The organism is Micromonospora sp. AMSO12t (genome assembly GCF_008806585.1).
Taxonomy (GTDB): domain Bacteria; phylum Actinomycetota; class Actinomycetes; order Mycobacteriales; family Micromonosporaceae; genus Micromonospora; species Micromonospora reichwaldensis.
On record NZ_WAAS01000017.1, the window covers coordinates 13312 to 37144 of the forward strand.

Annotated in this window: 25 protein-coding genes and 1 pseudogene; 13 read left to right on the forward strand and 13 right to left on the reverse strand. The window is 69.5% G+C overall.

From position 1 onward, the window contains the following. Nucleotides 1-420: 420 nt before the first annotated feature. Nucleotides 421-810, reverse strand: a complete 390-nt coding sequence (locus tag F6X68_RS04435; RefSeq protein ID WP_151453048.1) for an OsmC family protein — start codon at nt 808-810, stop codon at nt 421-423. A 200-nt stretch (nt 811-1010) separates the two neighbouring features. On the opposite strand from F6X68_RS04435, the gene F6X68_RS04440 reads away from it, so the two are divergent. Both F6X68_RS04440 and F6X68_RS04445 read left to right on the forward strand, forming a co-directional pair. Then, entirely contained in the window at nt 1011-1544 is a 534-nt protein-coding gene (locus F6X68_RS04440; RefSeq protein WP_151453049.1) for a DUF4240 domain-containing protein, read from the forward strand. A 132-nt stretch (nt 1545-1676) separates the two neighbouring features. Beyond that, complete coding sequence (locus F6X68_RS04445) at nt 1677-2294, forward strand: maleylpyruvate isomerase N-terminal domain-containing protein (RefSeq protein ID WP_151453050.1); 618 nt, start codon at nt 1677-1679, stop codon at nt 2292-2294. Nucleotides 2295-3037: 743 nt separating this feature from the next. On the opposite strand, the gene F6X68_RS04450 is transcribed toward F6X68_RS04445, so the two are convergent. The 6 genes from F6X68_RS04450 to F6X68_RS04475 all read right to left on the reverse strand — a co-directional run bounded on the left by F6X68_RS04450 (nt 3038) and on the right by F6X68_RS04475 (nt 7142). After that, nucleotides 3038-3325 (reverse strand): hypothetical protein, encoded by a 288-nt coding sequence (locus F6X68_RS04450; RefSeq protein WP_151453051.1) that lies wholly within the window; start codon nt 3323-3325, stop codon nt 3038-3040. Nucleotides 3326-3634: 309 nt separating this feature from the next. Further along, a complete protein-coding gene (locus F6X68_RS04455) occupies nt 3635-4909 on the reverse strand; it encodes a rod shape-determining protein MreC (protein ID WP_151453052.1) in 1275 nt (424 codons plus the stop codon). Further along, entirely contained in the window at nt 4902-5423 is a 522-nt protein-coding gene (locus F6X68_RS04460) for a SigE family RNA polymerase sigma factor (protein WP_151453053.1), read from the reverse strand. The genes F6X68_RS04455 and F6X68_RS04460 overlap by 8 nt, the downstream gene beginning before the upstream one ends. Next, nucleotides 5423-5926, reverse strand: a complete 504-nt coding sequence (locus tag F6X68_RS04465; protein ID WP_151453054.1) for a hypothetical protein — start codon at nt 5924-5926, stop codon at nt 5423-5425. Before F6X68_RS04465 ends, F6X68_RS04460 begins: the two co-directional genes overlap by 1 nt. Nucleotides 5927-6075: 149 nt before the next feature. Further along, nucleotides 6076-6441 (reverse strand): DUF6204 family protein, encoded by a 366-nt coding sequence (locus F6X68_RS04470; protein ID WP_370518905.1) that lies wholly within the window; start codon nt 6439-6441, stop codon nt 6076-6078. Nucleotides 6442-6587: 146 nt separating this feature from the next. Then, on the reverse strand, nt 6588-7142 hold the full coding sequence (locus F6X68_RS04475) for a GrpB family protein (protein WP_151453056.1): 555 nt from the start codon (nt 7140-7142) through the stop codon (nt 6588-6590). 17 nt (nt 7143-7159) lie between these two features. On the opposite strand from F6X68_RS04475, the gene F6X68_RS33990 reads away from it, so the two are divergent. Continuing rightward, entirely contained in the window at nt 7160-7495 is a 336-nt protein-coding gene (locus F6X68_RS33990) for a tyrosine-type recombinase/integrase (protein ID WP_225851971.1), read from the forward strand. 183 nt (nt 7496-7678) lie between these two features. Here the strand turns inward: F6X68_RS33990 and F6X68_RS04485 are convergent, their stop codons facing one another. The 4 genes and pseudogenes from F6X68_RS04485 to F6X68_RS04505 form a co-directional block, all read right to left on the reverse strand. Beyond that, the gene (locus F6X68_RS04485) at nt 7679-8173 is read right to left on the reverse strand and encodes a DUF1062 domain-containing protein (RefSeq protein ID WP_225851972.1); all 495 of its coding nucleotides are present in this window, start codon (nt 8171-8173) and stop codon (nt 7679-7681) included. 862 nt (nt 8174-9035) lie between these two features. Beyond that, on the reverse strand, nt 9036-9344 hold the full coding sequence (locus F6X68_RS04495) for a hypothetical protein (RefSeq protein ID WP_151453059.1): 309 nt from the start codon (nt 9342-9344) through the stop codon (nt 9036-9038). Nucleotides 9345-9726: 382 nt separating this feature from the next. Beyond that, nucleotides 9727-10242 carry an HAD domain-containing protein gene (locus tag F6X68_RS04500; protein ID WP_151453060.1) on the reverse strand — a complete coding sequence of 172 codons (516 nt, stop codon included), beginning with the start codon at nt 10240-10242 and terminating at the stop codon, nt 9727-9729. Next, nucleotides 10239-10431: pseudogene (locus tag F6X68_RS04505) on the reverse strand (IS256 family transposase); the annotation flags it as partial. The pseudogene F6X68_RS04505 and the gene F6X68_RS04500, both read right to left, overlap by 4 nt. Before the next feature lie 519 nt (nt 10432-10950). Between F6X68_RS04505 and F6X68_RS04510 the strand changes: the two are divergent. Both F6X68_RS04510 and F6X68_RS04515 read left to right on the forward strand, forming a co-directional pair. Continuing rightward, nucleotides 10951-11574 (forward strand): GPP34 family phosphoprotein, encoded by a 624-nt coding sequence (locus F6X68_RS04510; protein WP_151453061.1) that lies wholly within the window; start codon nt 10951-10953, stop codon nt 11572-11574. Between the two features lie 180 nt (nt 11575-11754). Next, nucleotides 11755-12498, forward strand: coding sequence for an SDR family NAD(P)-dependent oxidoreductase (locus F6X68_RS04515; protein ID WP_151453062.1), 744 nt, complete (start codon nt 11755-11757; stop codon nt 12496-12498). A gap of 190 nt (nt 12499-12688) precedes the next feature. On the opposite strand, the gene F6X68_RS04520 is transcribed toward F6X68_RS04515, so the two are convergent. Further along, complete coding sequence (locus F6X68_RS04520; protein WP_151453063.1) at nt 12689-13804, reverse strand: MerR family transcriptional regulator; 1116 nt, start codon at nt 13802-13804, stop codon at nt 12689-12691. A 282-nt stretch (nt 13805-14086) separates the two neighbouring features. On the opposite strand from F6X68_RS04520, the gene F6X68_RS04525 reads away from it, so the two are divergent. From F6X68_RS04525 to F6X68_RS04550, 6 genes are all read left to right on the forward strand, one after another. Then, nucleotides 14087-15397, forward strand: coding sequence for an MFS transporter (locus tag F6X68_RS04525; protein WP_151453064.1), 1311 nt, complete (start codon nt 14087-14089; stop codon nt 15395-15397). 178 nt (nt 15398-15575) lie between these two features. Then, a complete protein-coding gene (locus F6X68_RS04530; protein ID WP_151453078.1) occupies nt 15576-16223 on the forward strand; it encodes a DNA alkylation repair protein in 648 nt (215 codons plus the stop codon). A gap of 213 nt (nt 16224-16436) precedes the next feature. Then, on the forward strand, nt 16437-17885 hold the full coding sequence (gene rox / locus F6X68_RS04535; RefSeq protein ID WP_151453065.1) for a rifampin monooxygenase: 1449 nt from the start codon (nt 16437-16439) through the stop codon (nt 17883-17885). 131 nt (nt 17886-18016) lie between these two features. Then, nucleotides 18017-18943: a phosphotransferase gene (locus F6X68_RS04540; RefSeq protein WP_151453066.1), complete on the forward strand. Its 927-nt coding sequence runs from the start codon at nt 18017-18019 to the stop codon at nt 18941-18943. Between the two features lie 195 nt (nt 18944-19138). After that, on the forward strand, nt 19139-20302 hold the full coding sequence (locus F6X68_RS04545) for a VCBS repeat-containing protein (RefSeq protein WP_192581276.1): 1164 nt from the start codon (nt 19139-19141) through the stop codon (nt 20300-20302). Between the two features lie 101 nt (nt 20303-20403). Continuing rightward, nucleotides 20404-20844, forward strand: a complete 441-nt coding sequence (locus tag F6X68_RS04550) for a hypothetical protein (RefSeq protein ID WP_151453079.1) — start codon at nt 20404-20406, stop codon at nt 20842-20844. A 108-nt stretch (nt 20845-20952) separates the two neighbouring features. Here F6X68_RS04550 and F6X68_RS04555 read toward each other — a convergent pair whose 3' ends face one another. Beyond that, on the reverse strand, nt 20953-21408 hold the full coding sequence (locus F6X68_RS04555; RefSeq protein WP_151453068.1) for a hypothetical protein: 456 nt from the start codon (nt 21406-21408) through the stop codon (nt 20953-20955). 101 nt (nt 21409-21509) lie between these two features. Here F6X68_RS04555 and F6X68_RS04560 point away from each other — a divergent pair, with 101 nt between their 5' ends. Then, a complete protein-coding gene (locus F6X68_RS04560) occupies nt 21510-22109 on the forward strand; it encodes a TetR/AcrR family transcriptional regulator (RefSeq protein ID WP_151453069.1) in 600 nt (199 codons plus the stop codon). After that, nucleotides 22106-23734, forward strand: a complete 1629-nt coding sequence (locus F6X68_RS04565; protein ID WP_151453070.1) for an isovaleryl-CoA dehydrogenase — start codon at nt 22106-22108, stop codon at nt 23732-23734. The genes F6X68_RS04560 and F6X68_RS04565 overlap by 4 nt, the downstream gene beginning before the upstream one ends. Nucleotides 23735-23833: the final 99 nt, after the last annotated feature.

Sequence of the window (23833 nt, forward strand, 5' to 3'; positions counted from 1 at the left end):
CATCCCCCTTGATCGCCGGAGATCCTACGCAGCGAACGCCAATCGGAGAAACGGCGTTTCCGGCTGTCCGCACGGTCACGGACGGGCGCCGGTGGCCGTCGGTCAGTCGACCGGAACGCGTACGGCGGTGGGGTGCCGGGCCGGCGGTCAGCATTTCCGCCAGTTGGCCGGCGGCGCCGTTGAGTACATCCCGGCTCACGCTGTGGTTGCCTTCCCGTGCACCGACAGGCCTGGGTGGTCGAACAACTTCTCAGGCACGCCAGGCTCGCACCGAGGGACCGTGTGAACGCGTGCTCGATCAGGTGCTCGCTCATGCCGCTGATCGGGTGTGTCGACGCTTCGCGGATGGTGAAGCCAACGCAATCGGTTTGCTAACCGTGGTGGGTCGATCGGTGTGAGCATCGCGGACAAAGGGGCAAGTCAGCTTCTCCGTACCGTGGCCCCGGCTCGAATCGCCCGCGGGATCTCGGCGACATCGTCGACGCGATCCAGCAGCACGGCAAGTTCCTCGACGGACGCGGGTGAGCTCAGCTCGACCTGATAGGTGATGCCGCTCGATATCCACGTCTGCGTGTCGAACCCACCCTCAGCCGATACACGTACCCCGTCGATGCGGATGCCAAGTTCGCCTGCCTCCCGGTATATGTCGTTCAGGACGCATCCAGCCGCAGCGAGGTGCAACAGGTGGGCCCCGGTGAAGTCCGCCTCGACCGTGACGCCCTCAGGGGTCCACCGGTGTGGGAACCGGATCGCACCACCGTCACCTGAACTGAACGAGCCGGCGCTGACCATGACTGCAAATTGCTCCACCGCTTGCTCCCTGCCCGATTTTCCTCGCCGACCGGCTCATTGTGATCCGTCACCGGCATCACCACCAGATGTCGAGGCATCCGCTTCTGCCGCGATCAGCTCATCTTCCAGGGCTCGGTGCGCTAGACGGGCGGTCAGGAAAGGGCACGACGGCGAATGGTGGGCGGCGAAGTCGGAGACCGCTGCCATACTCCCGCGCCATGAGTGTTGACGAGTTCTGGAACGTGGTGGCGAAGGCACGGGAGTCTGCGGCCGACCCCTCGGACGCCGAGGACGTCGCCGAGCAGACACTGCGGCTGCTGGCTGCCCTGCCAGCCGACAGGATCGCGGAACTGGCGCAGCCGCTGTGGGATCTGCGTGCGCAGTCGTACGGGTGGGATCTGTGGCAGGCGGCCTATCTGATCAACGGCGGTTGCTCCGACGACGGCTTCGAGTACTTCCGCGGCTGGCTGCTCACGCAGGGGCGTGAGACGTTCGAACGCGCTGTGGCAGACCCGGATACGCTCGCCGACCTGCCGGTGGTCCAACGCGTTGCCGTCGACGGCGGGTTCGATCTTGAATGCGAATCCATGTATGGCGTCGTATGGGACGCGTACGCGGTCGTATCAGGGAGCATGGAGCTGCCCAGCGCGGTCACTGGCAGATACCCGGAGCTCGGCCAGGGCTGGGACTTCGAGGACGACGGCGAGGTCCGTCGGCGTCTGCCGAGGCTCGCCGCGCTCTTCACGGATTAGTCGCGTCAAGCGGATCTGCCACGGAGCGCCGTCATGCCGAGATCAGTGCTGTGGCTGTTTCGCTATCGTGTTTCGTCGACGAGCGTGGAAATGGGGTTGCTTCAGGCCCGGCCTCGCCTCCGTAATTGTTGGATGATCGCAGACGACGTGACGCGCGCTGTCGAGCTTGCCCGCGAGACTCTGGCGGCGGCCACCCATCTCGACTGGCAGAAGCCAGCTGGCGGACTGGAGTGGAGCTGCTGGGAGACGGTCGAGCACATGAGCGACGATCTCTTCGGGTACGCCGCGCAACTCGGTCCCGCGCATCCGTCCACGCGTACCCACGTACCGTTCGGCTGGCAGCGACGCCGCGAGGGTGGCCCGCCCTTGACGATCTTCGTGGACCCGGCTGAGGGGCCATCCGGGCTGGTGCAGGTCTTCGAGGCGTGCGGGGCGATGCTGGCGGCCATGATCGATGCCGTGCCGCCGGACCGGCGGTCGTTTCACGCGTACGGTCTATCCGACCCTTCCGGGTTCGCCGCGATGGGCGTGGTCGAGGTCCTGGTCCACATGTACGACGTGGCCGCCGGGTTGGACCTGACGTGGTCGCCCCCTGCCAATCTGTGTACGGGAGCGCTGCGCCGGCTGTTCCCCTCCGTGCCGTCAACCGGCGAGCCGTGGTTGACGCTCCTCTGGGCTACCGGCCGGGCGGACCTACCCGGCCTGCCGGCGCGGACATCTTGGAGGTGGGACGGCACTCCACGCCCCTGAACGCCGGCACAGACCAAGGTCAGGTGCACTGATCTGCCGCTGACCGTGCGCGCGCCGCGGTGCTCTCTCCTGGACCTGCCGAAGTGCCGAGGCGCCGGGCGACGCCGCGGTCGCCCGCCGGGGATCGGGGAGCACGTGGGGAAGGCGGGCGCGCTGAACGGCGTTCAGCTGCATCCAACAGCACGCAACGGCACTCAACTGCACCCGCGCCCACCTGCGAGTTCTCGTTTCTGCAGGTCAGAGTCGGCGCGGCGTCCTGCTTCACACCGAAGAGGTCACTGGTTCGATCCCAGTATCGCCCACCATCGAAATAACGCAGAAGAGCCACCCTCGGACGGGGGTGGCTCTTGCTGATTCTGTCGTCAGCCGTCGTTAGGCGTCAGCGGATCATAAGCAAACGCGTCGCGGATGCGTTGATCCCGCCCGTCGGCCGCGGCCGGTGTTCGTCGAGTACGCGTCGGAGGGCGAGCACGTGACGCCGCGCTTGGGCGGTGAGGTGGTCCAGGCAGCACGAAGTGGCCCCGCCCACCCGGAGGTGAGCAGGGCCGCTGGGTTGGTGGGCCAACAGGATGAGAGCCACCCAACCGTTCGCATGAGGGACGCCCGCGAGCCCCGCCGCTGGAGGTGACGGTTGGTCCAGCCCGCAGGCTGCGTCGGCGTTGGTCGTTACCCGACGCAGCTGCTACACGAAGCGTTCCCCGGAGCCGGGCGAGACTGCCCCCGAAGGCTCCTGATTTGGATACTCAGCGGGTGCAGTTGATCTGCGCCAGCACCGAGTAGAGGCCCGGCCACGGCTGCGTCGTGAAGCTTCCACCGTGGCTGCACTGCGTGTCCGGGTCGAAGCCGTCGGCGCTGGCAAGGGAACGCGCAGCGTTGTTGGCGTTGGTCAGCGCCGTGAAGTAGTTGTTGTTCATTCCCCTGCCGTAAAAGGACTTGGTTTCGGCGGCGACCGCAGGCCCGGAGAGCAGGACGGACGCGGACACCGCCCCGACCAGCGCTGTGGCTGCGACGACCCGACGAAGTGCAGACATGCGAGCTCCACTCTGTTCGATCCGAATGCCGAGCCTGCCAGAGAAATTGACGTACATCAACTACAGCGCGAAACGGGCCCCCGGCCCTCCCGAAGGAGAGCGGGGAGGCTCGCACGTTGATCGGTGCTGACCGGGCGTTACCGGGTTACCGCGCGAGCGAGCCTATTGGCGGCCGAGCCAGCAGCCGGGGAGCGGCGGTGACATCGCAAAGGCTTCCGGCAGCGGCTCGGTCCACTACTGATCTACGGACCTGTTGAGGATGCGCGAAGGCGATTCGCCTCCGCGCATCCTTGCGTCGGCGGGGCGCCGTCAGGGGGCGGATGGCGTCATGATCGACAATCTGGTCAGGTTGGCAAGGTCGGCTGTTGGCGTAAGCTCCACCGTGGTCGCGCCTGCCGCCTTGTCCGCAGACGCTCGCCCGATCGTGACAGCGCCAACCTGATTGCTCTGCTGGGACGGATCCGGCATCAAGACACGGTTGGTCTGGTAAACCTCACCGTCTGCGGGAACGCCCTGCATGACGAGCTTTCCGCCGGTGCCCCGTACGGAACCCGGAACATTACTGATATTCGTGTACACCTGGCCGGCGAACCCGGTGCTGGTAACGAGGTCGACAGTGGCTTCGCCGCGGACGGTATCGACTGCCGTTACGCGTCCGACCAAACCTTCGGCGACGACTGCCAGTTGCCCTCGCCGGACTCCCTGATCCTTTGGGAACGCCACGATTATCTGTTGGCCGTTCCTGCCGACCACCTCAGCGGGTACGGCTCGCGCGTCGCCGTCCACACCGTCCTCACCGGGCACCTCGAATACTCTCGTGAGGCTGGCGAACGGTCGCTTCGGCTTGATGAACCCCGCGATCGTCGTCGTCTGCGCGGTCGCAGCGAGCGGGAACCGTTTTACCACAAGACGACTCGTGGGTCCGTCCGGTTCTTGGATCATTTCATCATCGACTGCGGTACTCGACACCCGCACCGCTGTCACGCCCGGCATGGCGAGGGCAATGGCATAGGTACCCGCGGAGTCATCACTGACTTCGCCGACGGCTCCGGACAACCGTGGACTGACCAGACTTATCACCTGAGTCTTCACCGGGTCGGGCACCGGCCGATCAACCCGCATCCGCAAGGCGTCCGCCGCACCAAGATCACCGGTGAAAAACGCCAACCGCGCGTCGCCCTGCTTGTCGTATCCCTGCAGGACGACCACCGTCGAGCGCAGGCGTGGATGGCGCGTCGCGACAAGGGCCCGAACATCAGTGTGCGGGCCTGCCGAGTTGGTACGGTCCCAGACGCCGGTGGCCTCACGTACCAGGCCAGCGTCCACGTCTCCCACCGGGGACCACCCCAGAAACGGGCCATCCGGCAGCGGTGCAGCGAGTTGCGGTGTGGACCCGAATCCGACAACCCGAAACATCGTGACCAGCACCGCCACGCACACGGCAGTCGCGGCTCCGGCGGCGATACGCCGCCGCCCTCGACGCCGGTCCGCCCGCCGCATGATCTTGCCTTCATAGCCCTCGGTCGGTACCACCGACTCGGCCAGGTCTGCCAGGCCGTCACGCAACTTGATCGTGTTATGCATAGCGCACCTCTTGATCAGCAGCAGCGTCGGCCTCAACCCACTGCCTACGCAGAGCCTGCAGACCCCTTGATGAAAGACTCTTGACCGTGCCAACCGAACAACCCAGTACGTGCGCCGTGTCCTGCTCGGACAGGTCCTCGTAGAAGCGCAGTACGACGGCAGCACGCTGTCGTGCTGGCAGCCCGTCCAACGCCCGGCGGAGCAGGTCCCGCTGTTCCACCCCCACGTACTCGTCGCGTGCCTGACTCTCCACCAGCCGACCCAAGGGCTGTTCCCACCAGGATCGGCGCCGCCTCCAGGTCACGAAGGTGTTGACTAGAATGCGCCGAACGTAGTGATCGACGCCTTCTGAGCGTTGCAGTCGAGGCCACGCCACAACCGTCTTGGCCAACGTCGTCTGGACCAGATCCTCGGCTTTCCCTCGGTCTCCGCACAGCAGGAAGGCGGTCCGGAGCAGCGAACCGTAGCGCGCCCGTACAAAGGCTGTCACCTCCCTATCCTCGCGATCATGCATCAGCCACCCGCGCCCTCAGTTCCAATCTCACGGCCACTACCTACGCTCTCGACCCCAGCAAACGTTGCCGTGACTCCGGAACTTCTTGATGATCGATTAACTCGACCCGCGGGTCGGTGAGAGTGGCGACCAGCCCGGCTTCTTCGGTCAGATCCCGGGCCCGCCGGGTCGGCCGCGGTCTTCGCGCCCGGCTCGATGTGGCCGTCGGGCAGCGCCCACCCGCCGCCGTCGCGGCGCTCGATCATGAGGTTCAAGCGGCGAGCTGGTCGCGCCGTGCCTGCAGTTGCTTGAGGGGCAGGGTGAGGTTCACCATGCGGATGCCCGTCGCCGGCTTCCAGGCTGAAGCCGTGCTCGTGCTCGAAGTCGGACCAGTCGACGTACCGCTCGACGTTCTCCTTGGGCCAGTAGGCGCCGGGCGCGTCGGCGAAGTCGTCAGCGGTGATGGTGGCGGTGAGCGCGTCGTGCAGCTCCCGCATCTGGTTGGGGTTGAGGCCGAAGTCCACCGTGTCGGCACCGTCTCCGATCTCCAGGTTCCGCCCGCGCCGGAGGTCCGCACCGAGTCCAGGTACCGGACGTCATCGCCGTCACGGAGATGCAGCGACCCTCGGGCCGCCTCTCGGGCGCCGGTGGCGAAGCCCGACGGCTACGAGTGTCAGTGTTGCCGTCGGCGGCGGATCTTGATGTCGTCGAGGTCGGTCGAGACAGACTTGAGGTCGCGGTAGTCGGCACCGATTCCCGAGACGGCGGCTGCCGCGAGCGCTTCCGCCTTGCCAATCACGATTGCTTCTTCGTCCTCCCCGTTGGCCGAGACCAGGCAGCGGAAGGTGAAGGCGAGTAGGGACCGCTCGTAGGTCACGGTGCCTTCCTCGGTGAACTTCGCCCGAAACACGTCGTGTTCGTCAGCCTTGGCGAGCAGCGCGGCCCGCTGCTCGTCATCGAGTGGCGCGAACTTGCCACGCACGATGACCTGATATGTCTTTCGGGCCATCGCTGGGGGCCTCCGGTTTCGGCTGAGCATCACGACATCGGTCGGCGGGCTGTGTGCGGCCGGAAGGGCTGCGGGCAGATCGCCGTCGCCATGCCCTGGCCGACCAGTGCGGCGGTGGCGACCCTACCCGGAGGAACACAGAAACGCATGGGCATTTCACAGCGGGTCAGAGACCGTCAGGGTTTCCGGGTGTAGCTGACGGTCGGCGCTTGCGTCCTGTCGCGCGCGCCGAGGACCTCGTTGACGAAGTCGTCCTTGTTGCGTGCGTAGGCCATGAGGTCAGCGCCGTGCGCGTGCGCGAGATCGCGCTTGAGGCGCTCGTACCGGGACCGGTAATCCGCCCGGCACCGCAGCGCATCGCGGAACGCGACTCGTCGCCGCCACAGCAGGGAGGTCGGCTCGGTGAGATGGAGTTGGTAGGTGCGCTCCCACCAGTTGTCGGTCTCCGGCTTGAAGAAGTAGTGCGCTTCCTCCGGACGGTGCATGCCGTTGCAGTAGCCGAGAGCGATGACCACCTCGATGGCGGCTACCGCCTCTGACAGACTGCGCACCGGCGCCATCATGTCGATGATCGGCTTTGCTGCCAGGCCGGGAACCGATGTGGAGCCGATGTGCTCGACTGGCCCGACCAGCCATTGCGCCAGAGCGGCTTCGAGGATGACCCGCTCCTGCTCGAACAGCACAGCCCATTGCGGGTCGTACGGGCTGAGGGTAACCGGTGCGCCGTCCACGAGAACTGCCTTCCAGTATGAAGTACGGGTCGGGCGTTGCCTCTCATCGTCCCCTTCTCTTCATCGATCCCTTCTCGAGGGATCTACTCACCGCGGATCTGCACATCATGGTGCAGTACGGCATCGAGGAAGCGTCGGGCGGCGGCGGGGATCTGGATGCCGAGGATGCACCCCACATGCTGCGGCACACGTTCGTGACGACGATGCTCGACGCCGGCGTCAGCCTCCGCGACGTGCAGATCGCCGCCCGCCACACCGACCCGAGAACCACCATGCGCTACGACCGAGCACGCAAGGACCTGGACCGCCACCCCAACTACATCCTCGCCGCGTACATGGCCTCCGGGGCATAGCCAGCGCTCACGGCTCTGCCGAGTTGTGTGCATTTGATCAAGCCAGAATGCGGTAGACGGCAACGATCGGATGTTGTCAGAAGTGGGGACATGGGCGAGCCGGCCTATGTCCCCACTCCTGATTCCCGCTGTATGCGTATGTGGCGTGGTAGCGGCTGTGACCCGAGCCGCTGGGAGTGCAGATCAGTTCATCGAGTCGCTCATCATCACGACAAAAGTGAATCCGGCGCTCGTCGGACGGCGCAGGGAAATGCCACACTTGACCCGGCGCAGTACCTCGTTTCTGCTGAGGCGGAGCCCTTGCGCGATGAGCCGCTCCGGGCGGACCGGCACCGGATCCTCGAAGTCGACCTCCACTTGCAGTGGCCACGCCTCGTCGAGCGGTGCCGGCGGAGTGTCCAGGTGCCAGGCCCCCTGCCAGTCCAGGGCGTACCGGTTGCGCCGGGCGAGCAGCGGATCCAGCAGCGTGGCCGCCACGAGCTCCGGATCGTTGGCGTGGTAGCCGTCGAGCAACGCCGGATCGAAGGATCTGACCGACGCTCGCTCGTGCACGGTGAGCTTGCTCGTCCGATTGCAGGACACGCAACGGACCAGCAGCCACACGTCCAGCAGCTTGCCGTTGGCGTTGACGCGGAACCTGCCCTCGCCGGTGGTGGCCGACTCCGACCGGCAGTCCACGCACCGCAACGACAGCAGAGGCAGCCTGGTCCGGCGAACGATCCAGGGCAGCACAGTATGAGGTTGTGAAGACATGATGATCTCTCTGAAGACCTGACACGAGGCCGATTGCGCGCGGCCTCAAACGCTGCATGAACGGGCGCACGCGGGCAGCCCGGCAGAACCGACGGGAGGGTCGGCCTGTAGATGCGCGGAAGAAGGCGTCAGGTCTAAAGAGCGGGCGGGGTCACGCGGTTTGTCCTCTGTCCTCGCTGCGACGGGGCATCGGCAACCTACGGGAACGCGGAAGAAGGGCTCAAACGGTTTTCCGGCTCGAAAGTGATCCGCCTGCTGGGGGCACGTCGGGATCTCGTTGGACCAGGAGTGTGCCTTGCTCACGGTAGCGGAAAGCGGCGACAGCGAAGCCGTGACCGAGGTCGTCGAGGAGCGTTTCCGCGGACAGCTCGAAGGCCAGGTCGGCTGCCCGCCCATGCTGCGATCAGCGCGCTGAGGCGTCGCAGATCAGTCGACGGACGACTGTCACACGATCAGTCGACGGAGGACACGGCCGGCTGCCGGCGGTCTTGAAGAACTTTCTGTATGTCTAAAGGCAGCCCGCAACGGGCCGCGCGCGCCGCCGCCTGGGCGCGCGCCGGCCGCGCCGCGCCTGACCAGCGCGGCGCCGGGGAAGGTGCGCGCCGGGCCACGCGGCAAGGCCCGAGCATGGGGGCGGTGTCCGCCGAGGGGCGCGGTCCGTGACACGGGAGCCGACTCAGTCTGTTCCGGCAGCGGCCGTACGAGCAGTCGAGGCCCGCTTGACGTGGCGGGACGAGCAGCCGGCCTGCTTCCTTGAAGGGCGGGTCGGTGGTCGAGACGAAGCTGCCTACTTCACCGTCTTTATCGGCTCACCGGTCAAGGCGCTGTAGCTGACAGCAACCAAAATCATCACGCCGGCCACTGCGAAAGCTACGCCTATCACCCGTTCCAGCAGGATGAAGCGCGCTAGACGCTCCTCGTGCGGGACGTCGGGTAGCGAGCGCCACGGTGGGACTCGCCGTAGCACGCTCGCCGTGGACATCGATCGCCGAATATGCCACTCCGTCACCCCGCGAAAGTTGGTGGCCAGGGCGACGCCTAGGAGGCTCACAGCCGGGCCGATGATGACAGCCGCCAGGACACGCCAGGTCTCCATCTGACCCCTCTCGGTGTGTGACGGCGGGCGCGGGCGGCGCCGGACGCCTATGGACTCCGGTGGGCCGTTCGAACAGCTCAGCCCCTGCTGATGACACAGCTCAACGACGGACGGGGCTTCCTAGGGACGAAGCAGTCACGAGAGTTTATGCGAAGCAGGGCCGACGGCCCGGATCGCAATGCGGTCCCGCCCATCACCGTGTGGACGCCCCTGCGGCCTGCCGGTCAGTTGTCTCCTGTTGCTGTCGGCCACATCGGTGACAGCAGCCAGCCGGGACGAGGGCGGCCGCTGGCGGCCGAGTGCGAACCATCGCCCTGAGGGTGCGTACGCGGATGGATGTTGCCGCACGGAGCGCACAGGACCTACATGCGAGGAGCAATCGTCAAATCCTGTGGTTGACCCAGGCTGCGTGTAGCCATTGATCGAGGGCTGCGAAGTCGTCGTCGGTGAGGCCCCGCGATGCCACGACGTGATGGAGGAGGGCTCGGCCGGGATGGTGCGCGGACACCCAGTCCCGATCGGCGTCGCTGATCTCGTCGTCGACCCAGGCGAACGGGCGTCCCTCCGCCCACGCCACCACGGTCCGGGTCTTCCAGTGAAGTCCGAACCACTGGTCCTCACGTTCGTGCTTGTCCGAGGCCTCCGGCCAGCGCACGACTGGTAGGCGTGGCAACCCGATCCGGGGCGCGATCTCGGTGTTCGCCTCCTCTTCCCAGGTCGTGGCCCAGACCAACGCACATGGCAGCGCCGCCAGACGATGCCCGACCTGTGGGTCGAGCCGCGACAGATGCGAGGTCGACACGTCGCCTGACAGTTCGCGCTGCGGGCCGTCCCCGAACGGCAGGAGCGGCCCATCGACATCGAGGAACAGCAGTGGACTCTCCGCAGGGTCGGTCATGCCGCAGCGAACTGTTCGCGCTCGACGAGCACGCCCTTGTCGGATCGGGCCCCGGCCCGCACGAGAGCGACCTGGTGAGGGGCGTTGACCGCGCGCCAGCGTTTCTGGGCGGATTCGATGAGCTCGAACGTCATCGCAAAGGCGGCTGCGCGGGATCCGGCACCGCGTGACCTTGGTGCGCAGCCGCACGCCGATGGGGTGTCGGCAGAGGGGGAGGGAGCCCCGGCCGTCACCACGCCGATCATGTCACCGCAGTTCACGCGACTGTCCGTCCATTTCCGCATCGACGTTTGATCCCTTCCGATAACCAGTGCAGGAACGAGCAGCCCAAGGTCCGCATTCAGCGCCTCGTGTGAGGCCAGCAGTACAGCAGGGAAGTGCCGCAGCCGTGCCAGCCGACCCGGCCCGAGACGAGCTTCAGCAGGCTGGATGACCTCGGACGGGGGCGCCGCGCGAGACCAGCCCTGTGGCGTACGAGTGCCGCAGGTGCGCTACGGGCTGGTGGACCGTGAAGACGGCGCCATGAGATCTACGCCCTTGATTGACTTGTCGCAAGGCTTGACGCGGCAAGCCGCGCCGCCGGCGAGTACGCCGCCGTCATCGCCAGCGTCGGCATCGACACCAACGAGGCCATCCGCATCGTCCAGGCGGCGATGACCAAGGGAATCGCAGCAGCTCCCGCCACCGGGAAGCCGAAGGAGGCATGACGTGGCCGTACCCGACAGCCGTCCCCAGCGCATCTTCGTGCTGGCCTACGACCCGGACAAAGGCGGCGTCGGCCTGGGCACCAACCTGGGCGCCATGCTCCGTGCCGCGGCCCTCGCCGACCTGTACCGGGGCGGCCACCTCACCGACGCATGTGGCCGCGTCGCCATCGACGTTCGGCACCCCTGCCACGATCCCGTCCTCGACGCGCTCCTCGAAGAGATCGCCGGCTCCAAGCCGCACACATGGCAGTCCTGGATCGGCCACAGGCAGGGCACCACCGTCCGAGCGGTACGCCAGCAGCTCAGCGCCGGCGGTTGGGTCCACCTCCAACCCCGCAAGATCCTCGGGCTGTTCCCCACCACCAGGGTGCCCCTCCGCGACCCCCGCGTCCGCACGGAACTCCTCGACCTGGTCAACGCCGCCCTGCACCAACCCGTCGGCAGCATCGACTCCGCCGACGCCGCACTCGTGGCCATCGTTGCCGCCGGCGACCTGACGCTCGTCCTCGACCGTGGGACCAGACGCGCCAACAAGCAGCGCATCCAGGAACTCACCAAGCTCAGCGGACCGATCGGCCCCGCCCTGCGCAAATCGATCCAGGCCGCCGCGGTCGGTGAGGTCTAGTCGTCACCGGGATGAGGGGATCGACAGGACCGACAGGCTCGACATCGACGGGCTGGCGAAACGCCACGGCGAGGTGGAACTGTCTCCAGCGGCCACCTGACGCGCGAGGTGGTGCGGCGAGGAGAACGCGCCGTCCGATCGCCGCCAGACGGCGGGTCTCCTGTCGGCCAGGCTGCTGTCATGAACAACGCACTTGACGGCAAGGTGGCTCTGGTCACTGGTGGTGGTCGCGGCATCGGCGCTGCGGTGGCGCTGCGCCTGGCGGAGGACGGCGCCGATGTGGCGTTGACGTTCCAGCAGAATCAGCAGCGCGCCGATGACGTGGTGGACCAGATCAAGGCTGCGGGACGGCGGGCCATCGCCGTACAGGCGGACAGCGCCGACCCGGCGGCCGTGGTCGGCGCGGTCGACCGGGTCGCCGGCGAGCTGGGCCGGTTGGACATCCTGGTCAACAACGCCGGCGCGTTCCTGCTCGGACCGCTGGAGCAACTGAAGCTGGAGGAGTTCGAACAGACCGTCGCGGTCAACGTCCGGGCACCGTTCGTCGCCTCCCAGGCTGCGGTGCGACACATGTCGGCCGGTGGGCGGATCATCAACATCGGCAGCAACGTGGCAGAGCGGGCTGTCTTTCCGGGCTTCGCGCTGTATGCGATGAGCAAGACCGCCCTGATCGGCCTGACCAAAGCACTCGGACGCGAACTCGGCGGCAGAGCGATCACCGTGAATCTGGTGAATCCAGGGGCCACGGACACGGAGCTGAACCCGGCCGACGGCCCCAATGCCGACACGATCAACGGGTACACCGCCCTCGGCCACTACGCGGACCCGGCCGATGTGGCAGCAGCGGTGGCGTTCCTCGCCGGCGCCGGCGGGCGCTACGTCACCGGGGCGACGATCAACGTGGACGGCGGCTTCACCATCTGATCGCCGCCGTCCCGGCCACCCTTGCACGCGGCTACGGCCCGTTCCTCCGCCGGGAACGGGCCGTAGCCATTGCCAGGCACTCAGCATCCGGGCCGGACCACCTCGATCCGGCACGTCCGGATGCCGTACACCGGTGGGCCGATCAGCGTGCGCCGGATCTGCGTCTCGCGCCGGCATGCCGCAGGGCGGCTCAGGCCACGAGCAGGCGGAGGCCGAGCTCTGCCGTGTCGAGGGCGAGGAGGTCGCGGTTGCGCTCGGCCCACCGGCCTGAGGCGAGGTCTTCGCGGAGATTGCGGACTGCCCGTTGCTCAGCCTGCGGTCCGACCCTGGTCCACACCGAGACCGCGCGGCGGACATGTTCGTCGAGGTACGCCTCGGGCCGGCGCCAGTGTGCCTCGAAGAAGCCGTCGGCGCAGTCCCACGGGACGAGCAACGGCTCCGCGCGTCCTCCGATCGCGCTGGTCAGGTCGGCCAGTGAGGGCCAGCCGACGAGAAGGTTCGCGAACTCGGGCAGGTAGTCACGGGTGAGCCAGAACCGTTCACGCCAGCCGGTGTCATCGGCGTCGTACGTGAACACCACCACGCGGCGGGCCACCCGCCGCATCTCACGCAGCCCGGCGACGGGGTCCGGCCAGTGGTGGACGGTGCTGACGGCCATCGCGGCGTCGAAGGACTGGTCCTCGAACGGCAGATTCTCCGCATGGGCGGCCACGCACGGCGCGGCGCCCACGGGACGCTGCGCCCGCATGACCGCCGACGGTTCCACCGCCGTGACGTCCCGGTCGGGTGGTTCGTAGGAGCCGGTGCCAGCCCCGACGTTCAGCACCGTTCGTGCGTCCCCCAGCGCATCCCAGATGCGTGCGGCGATCCGTGGCTCGGTGCGTCGCGTCGCCGGGTAGGCAGATCCGATGGCGTCGTACAACTGTGCCCCGAACACCTTCAGTTGCTCCTCCGGCGTCGTCCTGATCCCCATCGCCCGTGCCTCCAGTTCCCTGTCTATGGCCGTCACCATGGCGGCAGCACGGTCGCGCTGGTCCATCAGCAGGCCACGCAGCCGGCACAGGTGCGCGACCGCGTCGGTGGCCGGGTCGTCGACCAGAGCCGCGATCTCCCGCAGCCCGAAGCCGAGCCGCCGGTAGGCGAGCACCTCCCGCAGCCGCTCCACATCGCCCGCCGAGTAGGCCCGGTGCCCGGCCGCGGTCCGCGTGGACGGCTCCAGGAGGCCGATCTCGTCGTAGTGATGCAGGGTGCGGACGCTGACCCCGGCCAACTCCGCCACGCGCCCCACCGTCAGGTGCTCCGCCACGCCCCCGACTATGTGGCATGACGTCGCGTGAGGAGCAAGCGCTTCGCCGCCGGCGCGTGGCGGGCGGCGACTCGGACGTCGCGGCCACCGCCATATCCGGAACGACCGCCACCATCTCGACGACCTCGCCCCGCAACGTGCTGTTCTGCCTCGGTGGTGAGTCCCGAAGGGATCGCGGAAATTCGCGGCGTCCTGGCCCAGCTGTTGGGCCAAGATGGAGGGCTTGTGCCCGCCGCCATGGCGCGGCACGGCGCAGTCCGTTCGGTCTGAGGAGGCCCTCTCTTGTTCAAACTTCCATCGATGCGCGTGCTGCGGGAGCGCGACTTCCGGCTGCTGCTCGGCGGGCGCATCACCTCGCAGCTCGGCAACCAGATCACCGTCGTGGCCCTGGCCTTCGGGGTGCTCGACCTGACTGGTTCCGCCTCCGACCTGGGACTCGTGCTCGCCGTGGAGGCGTTCTCCCTGGCGCTGTTTCTCGTGATCGGCGGCGCGGTCGCGGACCGGATGTCCCGGCGCCGGCTCATGATCACCGCCGACCTGGTGCGGTTCGCGTCGCAGGGCGTGATGGCGGCGCTGCTGATCTCCGGCCACGCCAGGATCTGGCACCTCCTGCTGTTGCAGGTGGTGTCCGGAATCGCCTCGGCGTTCTTCATCCCGGCCGTCAGCGCCCTGCAACCGGAGACGGTGCCGGCGGAGCACCACCGGGAGGCCAACGCGCTGCGGGGGCTGATGATTGCGGCTGCGGGGGTGGTGGGGCCGGCTCTGGGCGGGCTGCTGGTGGCGGCGGTCGGCGCCGGTTACGCGCTGGCGCTGGACTCGCTCTCCTTCCTGCTCAGCGCCGTGCTCATCAGCGCGATCCGGGTCGGCTCCGCGCCCGTCGCCAACTCGGGCAAGAGTGTGCTGCGTGACGTTCGGGACGGCTGGCAGGACTTCCGGTCGCGCAGGTGGCTCTGGCCGGTGACCCTCCAGAGCGCGCTCGTGCGGATGCTCGGCCTGGCGCCGTTCATGGTGCTCGGCCCGCTGATCGCGAAGGACGAGCTCGGCGGGCCGGCCAGCTGGGGCCTCATCCTGGGCGCGATCAGCCTCGGGGCGTTCGTCGGTGGATTCGTCGCCATGTCGGCCCACCCCCGGCGGCCGTTGATCCCGGCGGTGGCCGGCGCGTTCCTCTTCGTACCCATGCTCCTGCTGCTCTCCGTCGCGGCTTCCCCGGTCGCCATCGCCGCGGTCGCGTTCCTCGGCGGGATCGCCCAGTCCGTCTTCTGGACGTACTGGCAGACGGCCATGCACGAGAACGTCCCGCCGGAGACCCTGTCGCGGATCAGCTCGTACGACTGGCTGGGCGCCTACACCTTCGAACCGATCGGGTACGCCCTGGCCGGTCCGGCGAGCGCCCTGATCGGGGCCAGCGCGACGCTGGTCGCCGGGGCCGGCGCCGTCGCGGTCGGCACGGCAGCGACGCTCGCGGTGCCGGAGGTACGCCGGCTGCGGGCGCGGTCGGCGAGCACGGAGGACCCGCAGCCAGCCAGCGCGACGGGCGGATCCGCCGAACCAGCGCCGGACCCGGCGCGGGCACAGGGTCCTCCTGCACCGTAGGCCCACCGGTGACCAGCGGAGCCCGGCACACGGACGCAGCGTCCACGATGCCACAGCGGATGGGTGGTCTCGACCATGCTCTTTGCTGATCAGGTGGCTCACCCGCGCTTCCCTCGTAGGCTGAGCCGCACAGTTCGGGGAGGAGGCTGAGGTGACGGAGACGACCGTGGCCGAGGTGATGGCCGAGTTGGCCGCACTCGAGGACCCGAAGGCGCGCGAGGTGAACAGGAGACACGGTGACGACCATGGTGTGCACCTCGGCAAGCTGCGCGCGCTCGCGAAGCGGCTCAGGACGCAACAGGAACTCGCGTGCCGGCTCTGGGCGACGGACGACACCGCGGCGCGGCTGCTGGCGATCCTGATCTGCCGCCCGAAGGCGTTCGGGCGTGACGAGCTGGACGTCATGTTGCGCGGGGCGCGCACACCCAAGGTGCACGACTGGCTCGTGAACTACGTGGTGAAGAAGAACCCGCACTCCGAAGAGCTGCGCCTGGCGTGGTCCGCCGATCCCGATCCAGTGGTGGCGAGTGCCGGCTGGGCCCTGACCGCCGAACGCGTGACGAAGAAGCCCGAGGGCCTCGACCTCGAAGGACTGCTCGACGTCATCGAGGCGGAGATGAGAGACGCGCCGGATCGCCTGCAGTGGGCGATGAACGAGTGCCTGGCTCGGATCGGGATCGAGCACGCCGGGCACCGCGCCCGTGCGATCGAGATCGGTGAGCGCCTGGGGGTGCTCAAGGACTACCCGACCTCCCCGGGCTGCACGTCTCCGTTCGCGCCCGTCTGGATCACCGAGATGGTGCGCCGGCAGCAGGGCAGCTCGTGAGGAACCGGTGACGAGCGCAGCGTACTGACGGGCAGATCCCGTCGGCCTGGGAACGACAAAGGCCGCGCGTGCGGGGCCGGAGAACAACAAAGGCAAGGAGGAGAACTCCTTGCCACCATTAACATATACCGCACCCCAGGGCTTGCGGCAAGACCCCGGTCGTGGCGCAGAATCGTCGGCCGAGCGCGGGAATCGGCACACCATGGGGGATTCATGTTCGATGTGATCATTGTTGGCGGCGGCCCGACCGGCATGATGCTGGCGAGTGAACTGCGTCTTCGGGGCGTCCACGTGCTCGTGGTCGAGAAGGACGCCGAGCCGCCGCCGTTCGTGCGGTCGCTCGGGCTGCACGTGCGCAGTGTCGAGGTGATGGATCAGCGGGGGCTGTTGGAGCGGTTCCTCGAAAACGGCAGGCAGTATCCGCTCAGGGGATTCTTCGCGGGCATCGAAAAGCCCGCCCCGACCGGGCTGGACACCGCCCACGGATACGTGCTCGGCATTCCGCAGACGCTCACCGATCGACTGCTCGCCGAGCACGCGGTCGAAGTCGGGGCCGAGATCCGGCGCGGTTGTGCGGTGGTCGGGTTGGCGCAGGACGACGACGGCGTGACCGTACACCTTGGAAGTGGAACCGCGACCGCGTTGCGGGCGCGGTTCGTCGTCGGCTGCGACGGTGGGCGCAGCACCGTTCGGAAACTGCTCGGGGTCGGATTCCCCGGCGAGCCGTCGAAGATCGACACCCTGCTGGGCGAGATGGAGGTGACGGCGTCCCCGGATCACCTCACCGAGGTGATGACCGAGGTGCGCAGGACCGAGAAGCGGTTCGGGATCGGGCCGTCGGGCAAACCGGGCGTGTTCCGGGCGGTCGTACCGGCGGAGGGCGTGGTCGAGGACCGTTCGGTGCCGCCGACGTTCGAGGAGTTCAAGCGACAGCTACGCAGGTACGCCGGCACCGACTTCGGCGCGCACTCCCCGCGCTGGCTGTCGCGCTTCGGCGACGCGATCCGCCAGGCCGAGCGCTACCGGGTCGGCCGGGTGTTCCTGGCCGGGGACGCCGCGCACGTCCACCCGCCCATGGGCGGGCAGGGACTCAACCTCGGCATCCAGGACTCGTTCAACCTGGGGTGGAAGCTGGCGGCGGCCGTCAACGGCTGGGCGCCGGACGACCTGCTGGACAGTTACGGGTCCGAGCGGCATCCGGTGGCCGCCGACGTGCTGGACAACACCCGCGCACAGATGCAGCTGACGACCAACGAACCCGGACCGCAGGCGGTTCGGCGGTTGCTGGCGCAGCTCATGAACTTCAACGACGTCAACCGGTTCCTGATCGAGAAGATCACGGCGATCGACATCCGGTACGACTTCGGTGCGGGCCACGACCTGCTCGGGCGGCGGCTGCGCGACGTCGGGCTGAAGCACGGGCGCCTGTTCGAGTTGTTGCGCACCGGCAACGGGCTGCTGCTCGACCAGACGGGGCGGCTTTCGGTGGACGGCTGGGCCGACCGGGTCGACCACGTCGCCGACGGCAGCGACGAGTGGGACGTGCCGGCGGTACTGCTCCGGCCGGACGGGCACGTCGCGTGGGTCGGCGAGGACCAGCAGACGCTCGACGTCGCGCTCGCCAGGTGGTTCGGCGCCGCGGGAACTCCCACGGCCGGGTGAGGGCGGCAGGCACGTCGAAGGTGGACAACGGCGATCACCGTACGGGGATAGGGTTCTCGCGACCGGCCCTCACGATCGGACACTCGGATGACGTTCTCCAGGACGACGGCCACGCCGCGGTGCGACCGCCGATGATCGACCCGCGACAGGCCCACGACGTGGCCCACGCGATCGCCACGGCGGCCCTGGGCCGGGACCCCGGCCCCATGATCGTCGGCGACAGCCTCTCGCACCACGTCTACCTGGGGGCGGACGTCGTCGTGAAGGTCATCGAGGCCGACCGCCACTCGCGGCTGGACCGGGAGATCGCCCTCGCGCCCCACCTGCCCGCCGGCATCACGGCGCCGCTGCTCGACAGCGGGCGCTACGAGCTGGAGACCCACGAGGTCCGCTACGCCTGCTACGCCCGTGCGCCCGGGGCGACGCCCGGCATGGACATGCCCGGCGTGGACGAGGTGACCGCGCGCCTGCTGGCGGCGGAGGCGGTGCAGCGGCTGCATGCCCTGCACCGCTGGACGCCTGCGGCCCCCGCCCGGCAGACGCTGGCAGAGACGCTCGACCACGGCGGGTTCGTCAGCAAGGCCGCGCTCTTCGCCGAGGTGGAGAGCCTCGGCGCCCTGAACCGGGACGGGATCATCCCTCGCCGGGTGCTCGACGGTCTGGCGGCGATAGCGGAGGGCGCGCCGGCGCAGGCGAGCGTGGCCGTCCCGGTCCACGCGGACTGCCACTGGGGAAACTGGCTCGCTCGCGACCGCAGTGTGACGGCGCTGCTGGACTTCGAGTGGGCGCGCTTCGGCGAACCGATGGATGACTGGTTCTTCCTGGTCCGGTTCAGCGGCCCGCACATGGAGGCCGTCCTCGACGTCGTCGCCGACGAGACGGGGACGTCCCCGGCCACCCTGCGCCGGGAGTGCGAGGTGCGCGAGGCGAGCTACCTCGCCGCGGACCTCCGCGTCTCGCTCCAACGCCCGGACATCCCCGCGCAGACGGTTGCCGAGAACGTCCGTGACCTCGAGGAACTCGTTCTCGAGAACCCCTGGTGGCGCCACGCCCCGTGACGCCGGCTGCGGCGTGAGCGGGTGTCGGCGCGGCCTGCGGCATACGGCGCGTGCGCGTTCCGCGCCGCCGGGCGGGCCGCGTCCCCGTGCCAATCGCCGGGGTCGGCCTCGCGCGAGGTTTGCGGCGTCGACGGCCGGGGCACGTGGCGCATGCGCGGCTGTCGATCGATGGCCGGGATGCGAACGGGGGACGGAATGGACAGACTGGTCAGGGTCGGTATGGCGGCGACGCTCGCCGTGGCGGCCGGGGTGGCGGCGCCGGCGCGCGCTGGGGCGGCGGGCGCAAGGGCCTTCGCGCCCGCGCGGTACCTCGCGACGGGGTCGACCGGGACCAACGCGGTCGCGGTCGCCGACGTCACCGGCGACGGGCGGCGTGACATCGTCGTCGGGGTGGACGCCGCCACCGGCACGCAGACGAGTTCGGTGCTGGTCTTCGCCCAGCAGGCCGACCACGGGTACGGCGCTCCCACGAGGATCCCCGCGCACGGCGGCTACAACAGCGACGTACGGCTGGCGGTCGCCGACATCGACGGCGACGGGCGTACGGACGTGGCGATGTCCTCGTCCGCCGGCGTCGACGTGTTGTTCCAGCGGGGCGGGCGGCTCGCCGCGCCGGTGCTGGTGGCCGGTGGCGCCGAGGACGTCGCGATCGCGGACGTGACCGGTGACGGGCGCCCGGACCTGGTCGTCGGTGCGAAGCAGGGCGAGGTGAGGATCCACGCGCAGAGCGCGACGCACACGTTCCCGACGCACACGACGGTCACCGGGCCGTTCACGGCCGGTGCGCCGGCGAACCAGGTCTTCGTGGCCGACCTCGACGGGGATGCCCGGGTCGACCTCGCGCAGTTCTACGGCCACGGCACGTGGGTGCGGCTGCGCCGCGCGGACGGTTCCTACGGGCCGGCGACGACCTACCGGACGCCGGCGGACGGTAACGGCCACCGCCGGGTCAGCCTCGGCGCGGCGGTCGGTGACGTGACCGGCGACGGCCGGGCCGACCTGGTGACCAGCGTCCAGGGCAACACCCCGGACGCCGCCGTCCAGGTGTTCGCGCAGGGCGTCGGTGGGCTCGCCGCGACGCCGACCAGGTATCCCGCCTACGACTGCGCCGCCGGTCTCGTGATCGGCGACCTGACCGGCGACAACCGGAACGACCTGGTCGTCGCGCACGCCAACTGGTTGGCGGTGAGCGTCCATCTGCAGGGACCGACCGGAACCCTCGGCGGGTACGCGACGAACAGCGTCGACGGGGTCGGGTCCCAGGAGGACGCCCTGGCCGTCGGCGACGTCACCGGGGACGGGAAGCCGGACGTGGTCGCCGTCGCGTACGACAAGGTGGCCATCCTGCGGCAGCTCTGACGCCCCGGCGGCGTGTCGCCCACGGGGCGGTGTTCGGGCGCCCGTGTGCGATCATGATCCACAACGGAAGACAGTCGACTGTGGATTGGGCCTTGGTGACCATGAAGAGAGTGTTCTCGACCCTGATGGCACTGGTGACCGTCGCGTCGGTCATGACGGTCGGCGCACCCGCCGCCCAGGCGGCCGGCTCCTGCTCGGGCACGATCATCTACAGCCAGGTGCAGTCCTCGGGCTACGGCGAACTGGTGATCTACTACAACAGCAGCAACGGGGGCACCAACAGCGCGTGCTTCTACCACCGGGGCGCGGCCTACGGGAAGTCGGCACCCACCTTCGTGCAGATCTACCGCTGCGCCGAGCGTTCCGGTGAGGGCGCGCACTGCACCCGCTCGGGTAGCGCGGACACCGACTCCGGTGACTTCAGCTACCACGCCGGCCCGGTCGGCGTCACCGGCACGGCGTCCTACTGCGTAGAGGCGGTCGGCTACATCGGCTGGGCGGGCGCGCGCCACCAGATCTACAGCCGCCGGCAGGGCTGCTGACGCATCGCCCCGGCCCGGCTGGCCCGCGGACCGCGTGCCGGCTACGGCCCAGGGGGCACTCCCGACACGGGGGTGCCCCCTTTCGCCGTTCCCGGCAGCCTCGCGTGGCTAGCCGCGCCTGTCCCACCGGTCGGCGTCGGGGAGGGCCAGCAGTTGTACGAGGTCGCGCAGCTCGGCGGACGCGTCGTGTTCCCGCAGCGCGGCCGGCGCGTGCCGCAGCACCCACATCGACAGCGCGAGGCACGCCGTGTCCTCCTCGTCCCGCCAGCTCGACCAGGGCAGGCGGTCGACGACCAGGTCGTACGACCACTCGTCCGCCGCCGCGACCAGTCGTCGCCGAGTCGTCGGGTCGGCCAGCAGCCGCGCCCAGGTGTCCAGCCACGGGGCGAGCTGTCCGCTGACCTCGGCGACGAAGGCCAGGGCCTCGTGGGCGGGGACGCTCGCCCCGGGATCCACCAGCGTGTGCTGCCACCAGGCCGCCAGGAACTCCCGTACCGCGTCGCGTTGCGCGGCGGGCCAGTCCTGCCAGCGGCCCTTGACGAACAGGCGGGCCAGGGGGTCCATTCCGGCCGAAGAGGCGGAGCCTGGACCGCGTCGCGGGAGGGTCGTACGCCAGCCTGGCAGGCCCCTTGCCGGCAAGGATTGAATGGTGGTTCAATCCTTGCGTGGTCTACCGGAGCACCGAACGCGTGAAGGCCCGGCTCAGCGCGTCCCGGGAGCGGATCATCGCCGCCGCGCTGGAGATCATGGCCGAGCACGGGTACGCCGGCTGCTCGGTCGCCGCCGTCGCCGAGCGGGCCGGGATGGCGACCGGCAGCGTCTACCGGCACTTCCCCACCAAGGCCGCCCTGGTCGCCGAGGTGTTCCGCGTGGCCTCGCAGCGCGAGGTGGACGCGGTGGCGCGCGCGGCGGCGCTGGAGGGCACCGTCGCCGAGCGGGTCACCGCCGTCATCGAGACGTTCTCCGGCCGGGCGCTGCGGTCGCCACGGTTGGCGTACGCGCTGCTCGCCGAGCCGGCCGACCCGGCGGTCGACGCCGAGCGGCTCGTCTTCCGCCGCGCGTACGCCGAGCTGATCGCCGGTCACGTCGCCCAGGGGGTGGCGAGCGGCGAACTTCCCCCGCAGGATCCCGAGCTGACCGCCACCGCGCTGGTCGGCGCCCTGGCCGAGGCGATGGTCGGCCCCCTGGCCGCCGGGGTCGCCGGGCCGCGCACCATCGAGCACCTGACCGCCTTCCTCCACCGCGCGCTGGGAGTGTCGCCGTGACGACGCACGAGGTCCTCAACCAGGTTCCGCCGCTGGTCGGTCACGACACGGCCGACGACGCGGCGCTGCTCGACGGGCTCGAACGCGAGGGCGCCGGCTGGGCCGCCGCCGAGCTGCACGAGTTGGGCCGCCTCGGCGGTGGCGAGCAGGCGATCGAGCACGGGCGGCTGGCGAACGAGCACCCGCCGGTCCTGCGCACCCACGACCGGCACGGCCACCGCGTCGACGAGGTGGAGTTCCACCCGGCCTGGCACGAGTTGATGCGTACCGCGGTCACGCACGGCCTGCACGCCGCGCCGTGGGCGGACGACCGGCCGGGCGCGCACGTGGCCCGCGCGGCCAAGTTCTACACCTGGCGTCCCGACGCCGGCCACGGCTGCCCGATCTCGATGACCTATGCCGCCGTGCCGGCGCTGCGGCACGCCCCGGAGCTGGCCGCGCGCTACGAGCCGCTGCTCACCGCCACGTCGTACGACTTCGGGCTGCGCCCGCCGCTGGCCAAGCGGGGACTGCTGGCCGGCATGTCGATGACGGAGAAGCAGGGCGGCTCGGACGTACGCGCCAACACCACCACCGCCCGCCCCGAGCCGGACGGCACCTACCGCCTGCTCGGGCACAAGTGGTTCACGTCGGCGCCGATGTGCGACCTCTTCCTCACCCTCGCCCAGGCGCCGGGCGGGCTCACCTGCTTCCTCGTGCCGCGCGTCCTGCCCGACGGCACGCGCAACCCGATGCGGCTGATGCGCCTCAAGGACAAGCTCGGCAACCGCTCCAACGCCTCCGCCGAGGTCGAGTACGAGCACGCGGTCGCCTGGCGGGTCGGCGACGAGGGCCGTGGCGTGCGCACCATCATCGACATGGTCAACCTGACCCGCCTCGACTGCGTCATCGGCGCGGCGGCCGGCATGCGCCAGGGCGTGACCACCGCCGCCCACCACGCCACCCACCGGCAGGCCTTCGGCCGGTACCTCGTCGAGGCGCCCCTGATGCGCAACGTGCTCGCCGACCTCGCGGTCGAGTCCGAGGCCGCCACCGTCCTGATGATGCGCCTCGCCGGGGCCACCGACCGGTCCGCGCGCGGCGACGCTGGCGAGACCGCGTTCAAGCGGCTCGCCCTCGCCGTCGGCAAGTACTGGGTCTGCAAGCGCTGGCCGGCGCACGCGGCCGAGGCCCTCGAATGCCTGGGCGGCAACGGCTACGTCGAGGAGTCGGGCATGCCGAGGCTCTTCCGCGAGTCCCCGCTGAACTCGATCTGGGAGGGCTCCGGCAACGTCGCCGCGCTGGACGTGCTGCGCGCCCTCACCAGGGAACCGGAGGTCATGGCGGCGTTCCAGGCCGAGGTCACCGCCGCGGCCGGCGCCGACGCCCGGCTCGACGCCGCCGTACGCCGGGTGCAGGCCGAGCTGTCCGACCACGACGACGTCGAGCTGCGGGCCCGCCGGGTCGTCGAGCGGCTCGCCCTGGTCCTGCAGGGCTCGCTGCTGGTGCGGCACGGCCACCCCGCCGTCGCCGACGCCTTCTGCGCCTCCCGGCTCGGCGGCGACCACGGCCAGGCGTACGGCACGCTGCCCCGCGGCGTCGACTTCGCCGCGATCATCTCCCGCGCCGTACCCAAGGTGGGCTGACCGCCGGCGTCGGGGCCGACCGGGCCCCGACTTCGCGCGCGAGCGCCCCTTGCGGCGGTCGACCCGCCCGCCGACGTGGCGTCGCCCACTCTCCGGCGG

Coding starts and splice junctions, on each gene's coding strand:
- F6X68_RS04440 (WP_151453049.1), top strand. CDS start 1,011: ATGAGTGTTGACGAGTTCTGGAACGTGGTGGCGAAGGCACGGGAGTCT.
- F6X68_RS04445 (WP_151453050.1), top strand. CDS start 1,677: ATGATCGCAGACGACGTGACGCGCGCTGTCGAGCTTGCCCGCGAGACT.
- F6X68_RS04450 (WP_151453051.1), bottom strand. CDS start 3,325: ATGTCTGCACTTCGTCGGGTCGTCGCAGCCACAGCGCTGGTCGGGGCG.
- F6X68_RS04455 (WP_151453052.1), bottom strand. CDS start 4,909: ATGCATAACACGATCAAGTTGCGTGACGGCCTGGCAGACCTGGCCGAG.
- F6X68_RS04460 (WP_151453053.1), bottom strand. CDS start 5,423: ATGCATGATCGCGAGGATAGGGAGGTGACAGCCTTTGTACGGGCGCGC.
- F6X68_RS04470 (WP_370518905.1), bottom strand. CDS start 6,441: ATGCTCAGCCGAAACCGGAGGCCCCCAGCGATGGCCCGAAAGACATAT.
- F6X68_RS33990 (WP_225851971.1), top strand. CDS start 7,160: ATGAAGTACGGGTCGGGCGTTGCCTCTCATCGTCCCCTTCTCTTCATC.
- F6X68_RS04495 (WP_151453059.1), bottom strand. CDS start 9,344: ATGGAGACCTGGCGTGTCCTGGCGGCTGTCATCATCGGCCCGGCTGTG.
- F6X68_RS04500 (WP_151453060.1), bottom strand. CDS start 10,242: ATGACCGACCCTGCGGAGAGTCCACTGCTGTTCCTCGATGTCGATGGG.
- F6X68_RS04515 (WP_151453062.1), top strand. CDS start 11,755: ATGAACAACGCACTTGACGGCAAGGTGGCTCTGGTCACTGGTGGTGGT.
- F6X68_RS04530 (WP_151453078.1), top strand. CDS start 15,576: ATGGCCGAGTTGGCCGCACTCGAGGACCCGAAGGCGCGCGAGGTGAAC.
- rox (WP_151453065.1), top strand. CDS start 16,437: ATGTTCGATGTGATCATTGTTGGCGGCGGCCCGACCGGCATGATGCTG.
- F6X68_RS04540 (WP_151453066.1), top strand. CDS start 18,017: ATGATCGACCCGCGACAGGCCCACGACGTGGCCCACGCGATCGCCACG.
- F6X68_RS04545 (WP_192581276.1), top strand. CDS start 19,139: ATGGACAGACTGGTCAGGGTCGGTATGGCGGCGACGCTCGCCGTGGCG.
- F6X68_RS04550 (WP_151453079.1), top strand. CDS start 20,404: ATGAAGAGAGTGTTCTCGACCCTGATGGCACTGGTGACCGTCGCGTCG.
- F6X68_RS04555 (WP_151453068.1), bottom strand. CDS start 21,408: ATGGACCCCCTGGCCCGCCTGTTCGTCAAGGGCCGCTGGCAGGACTGG.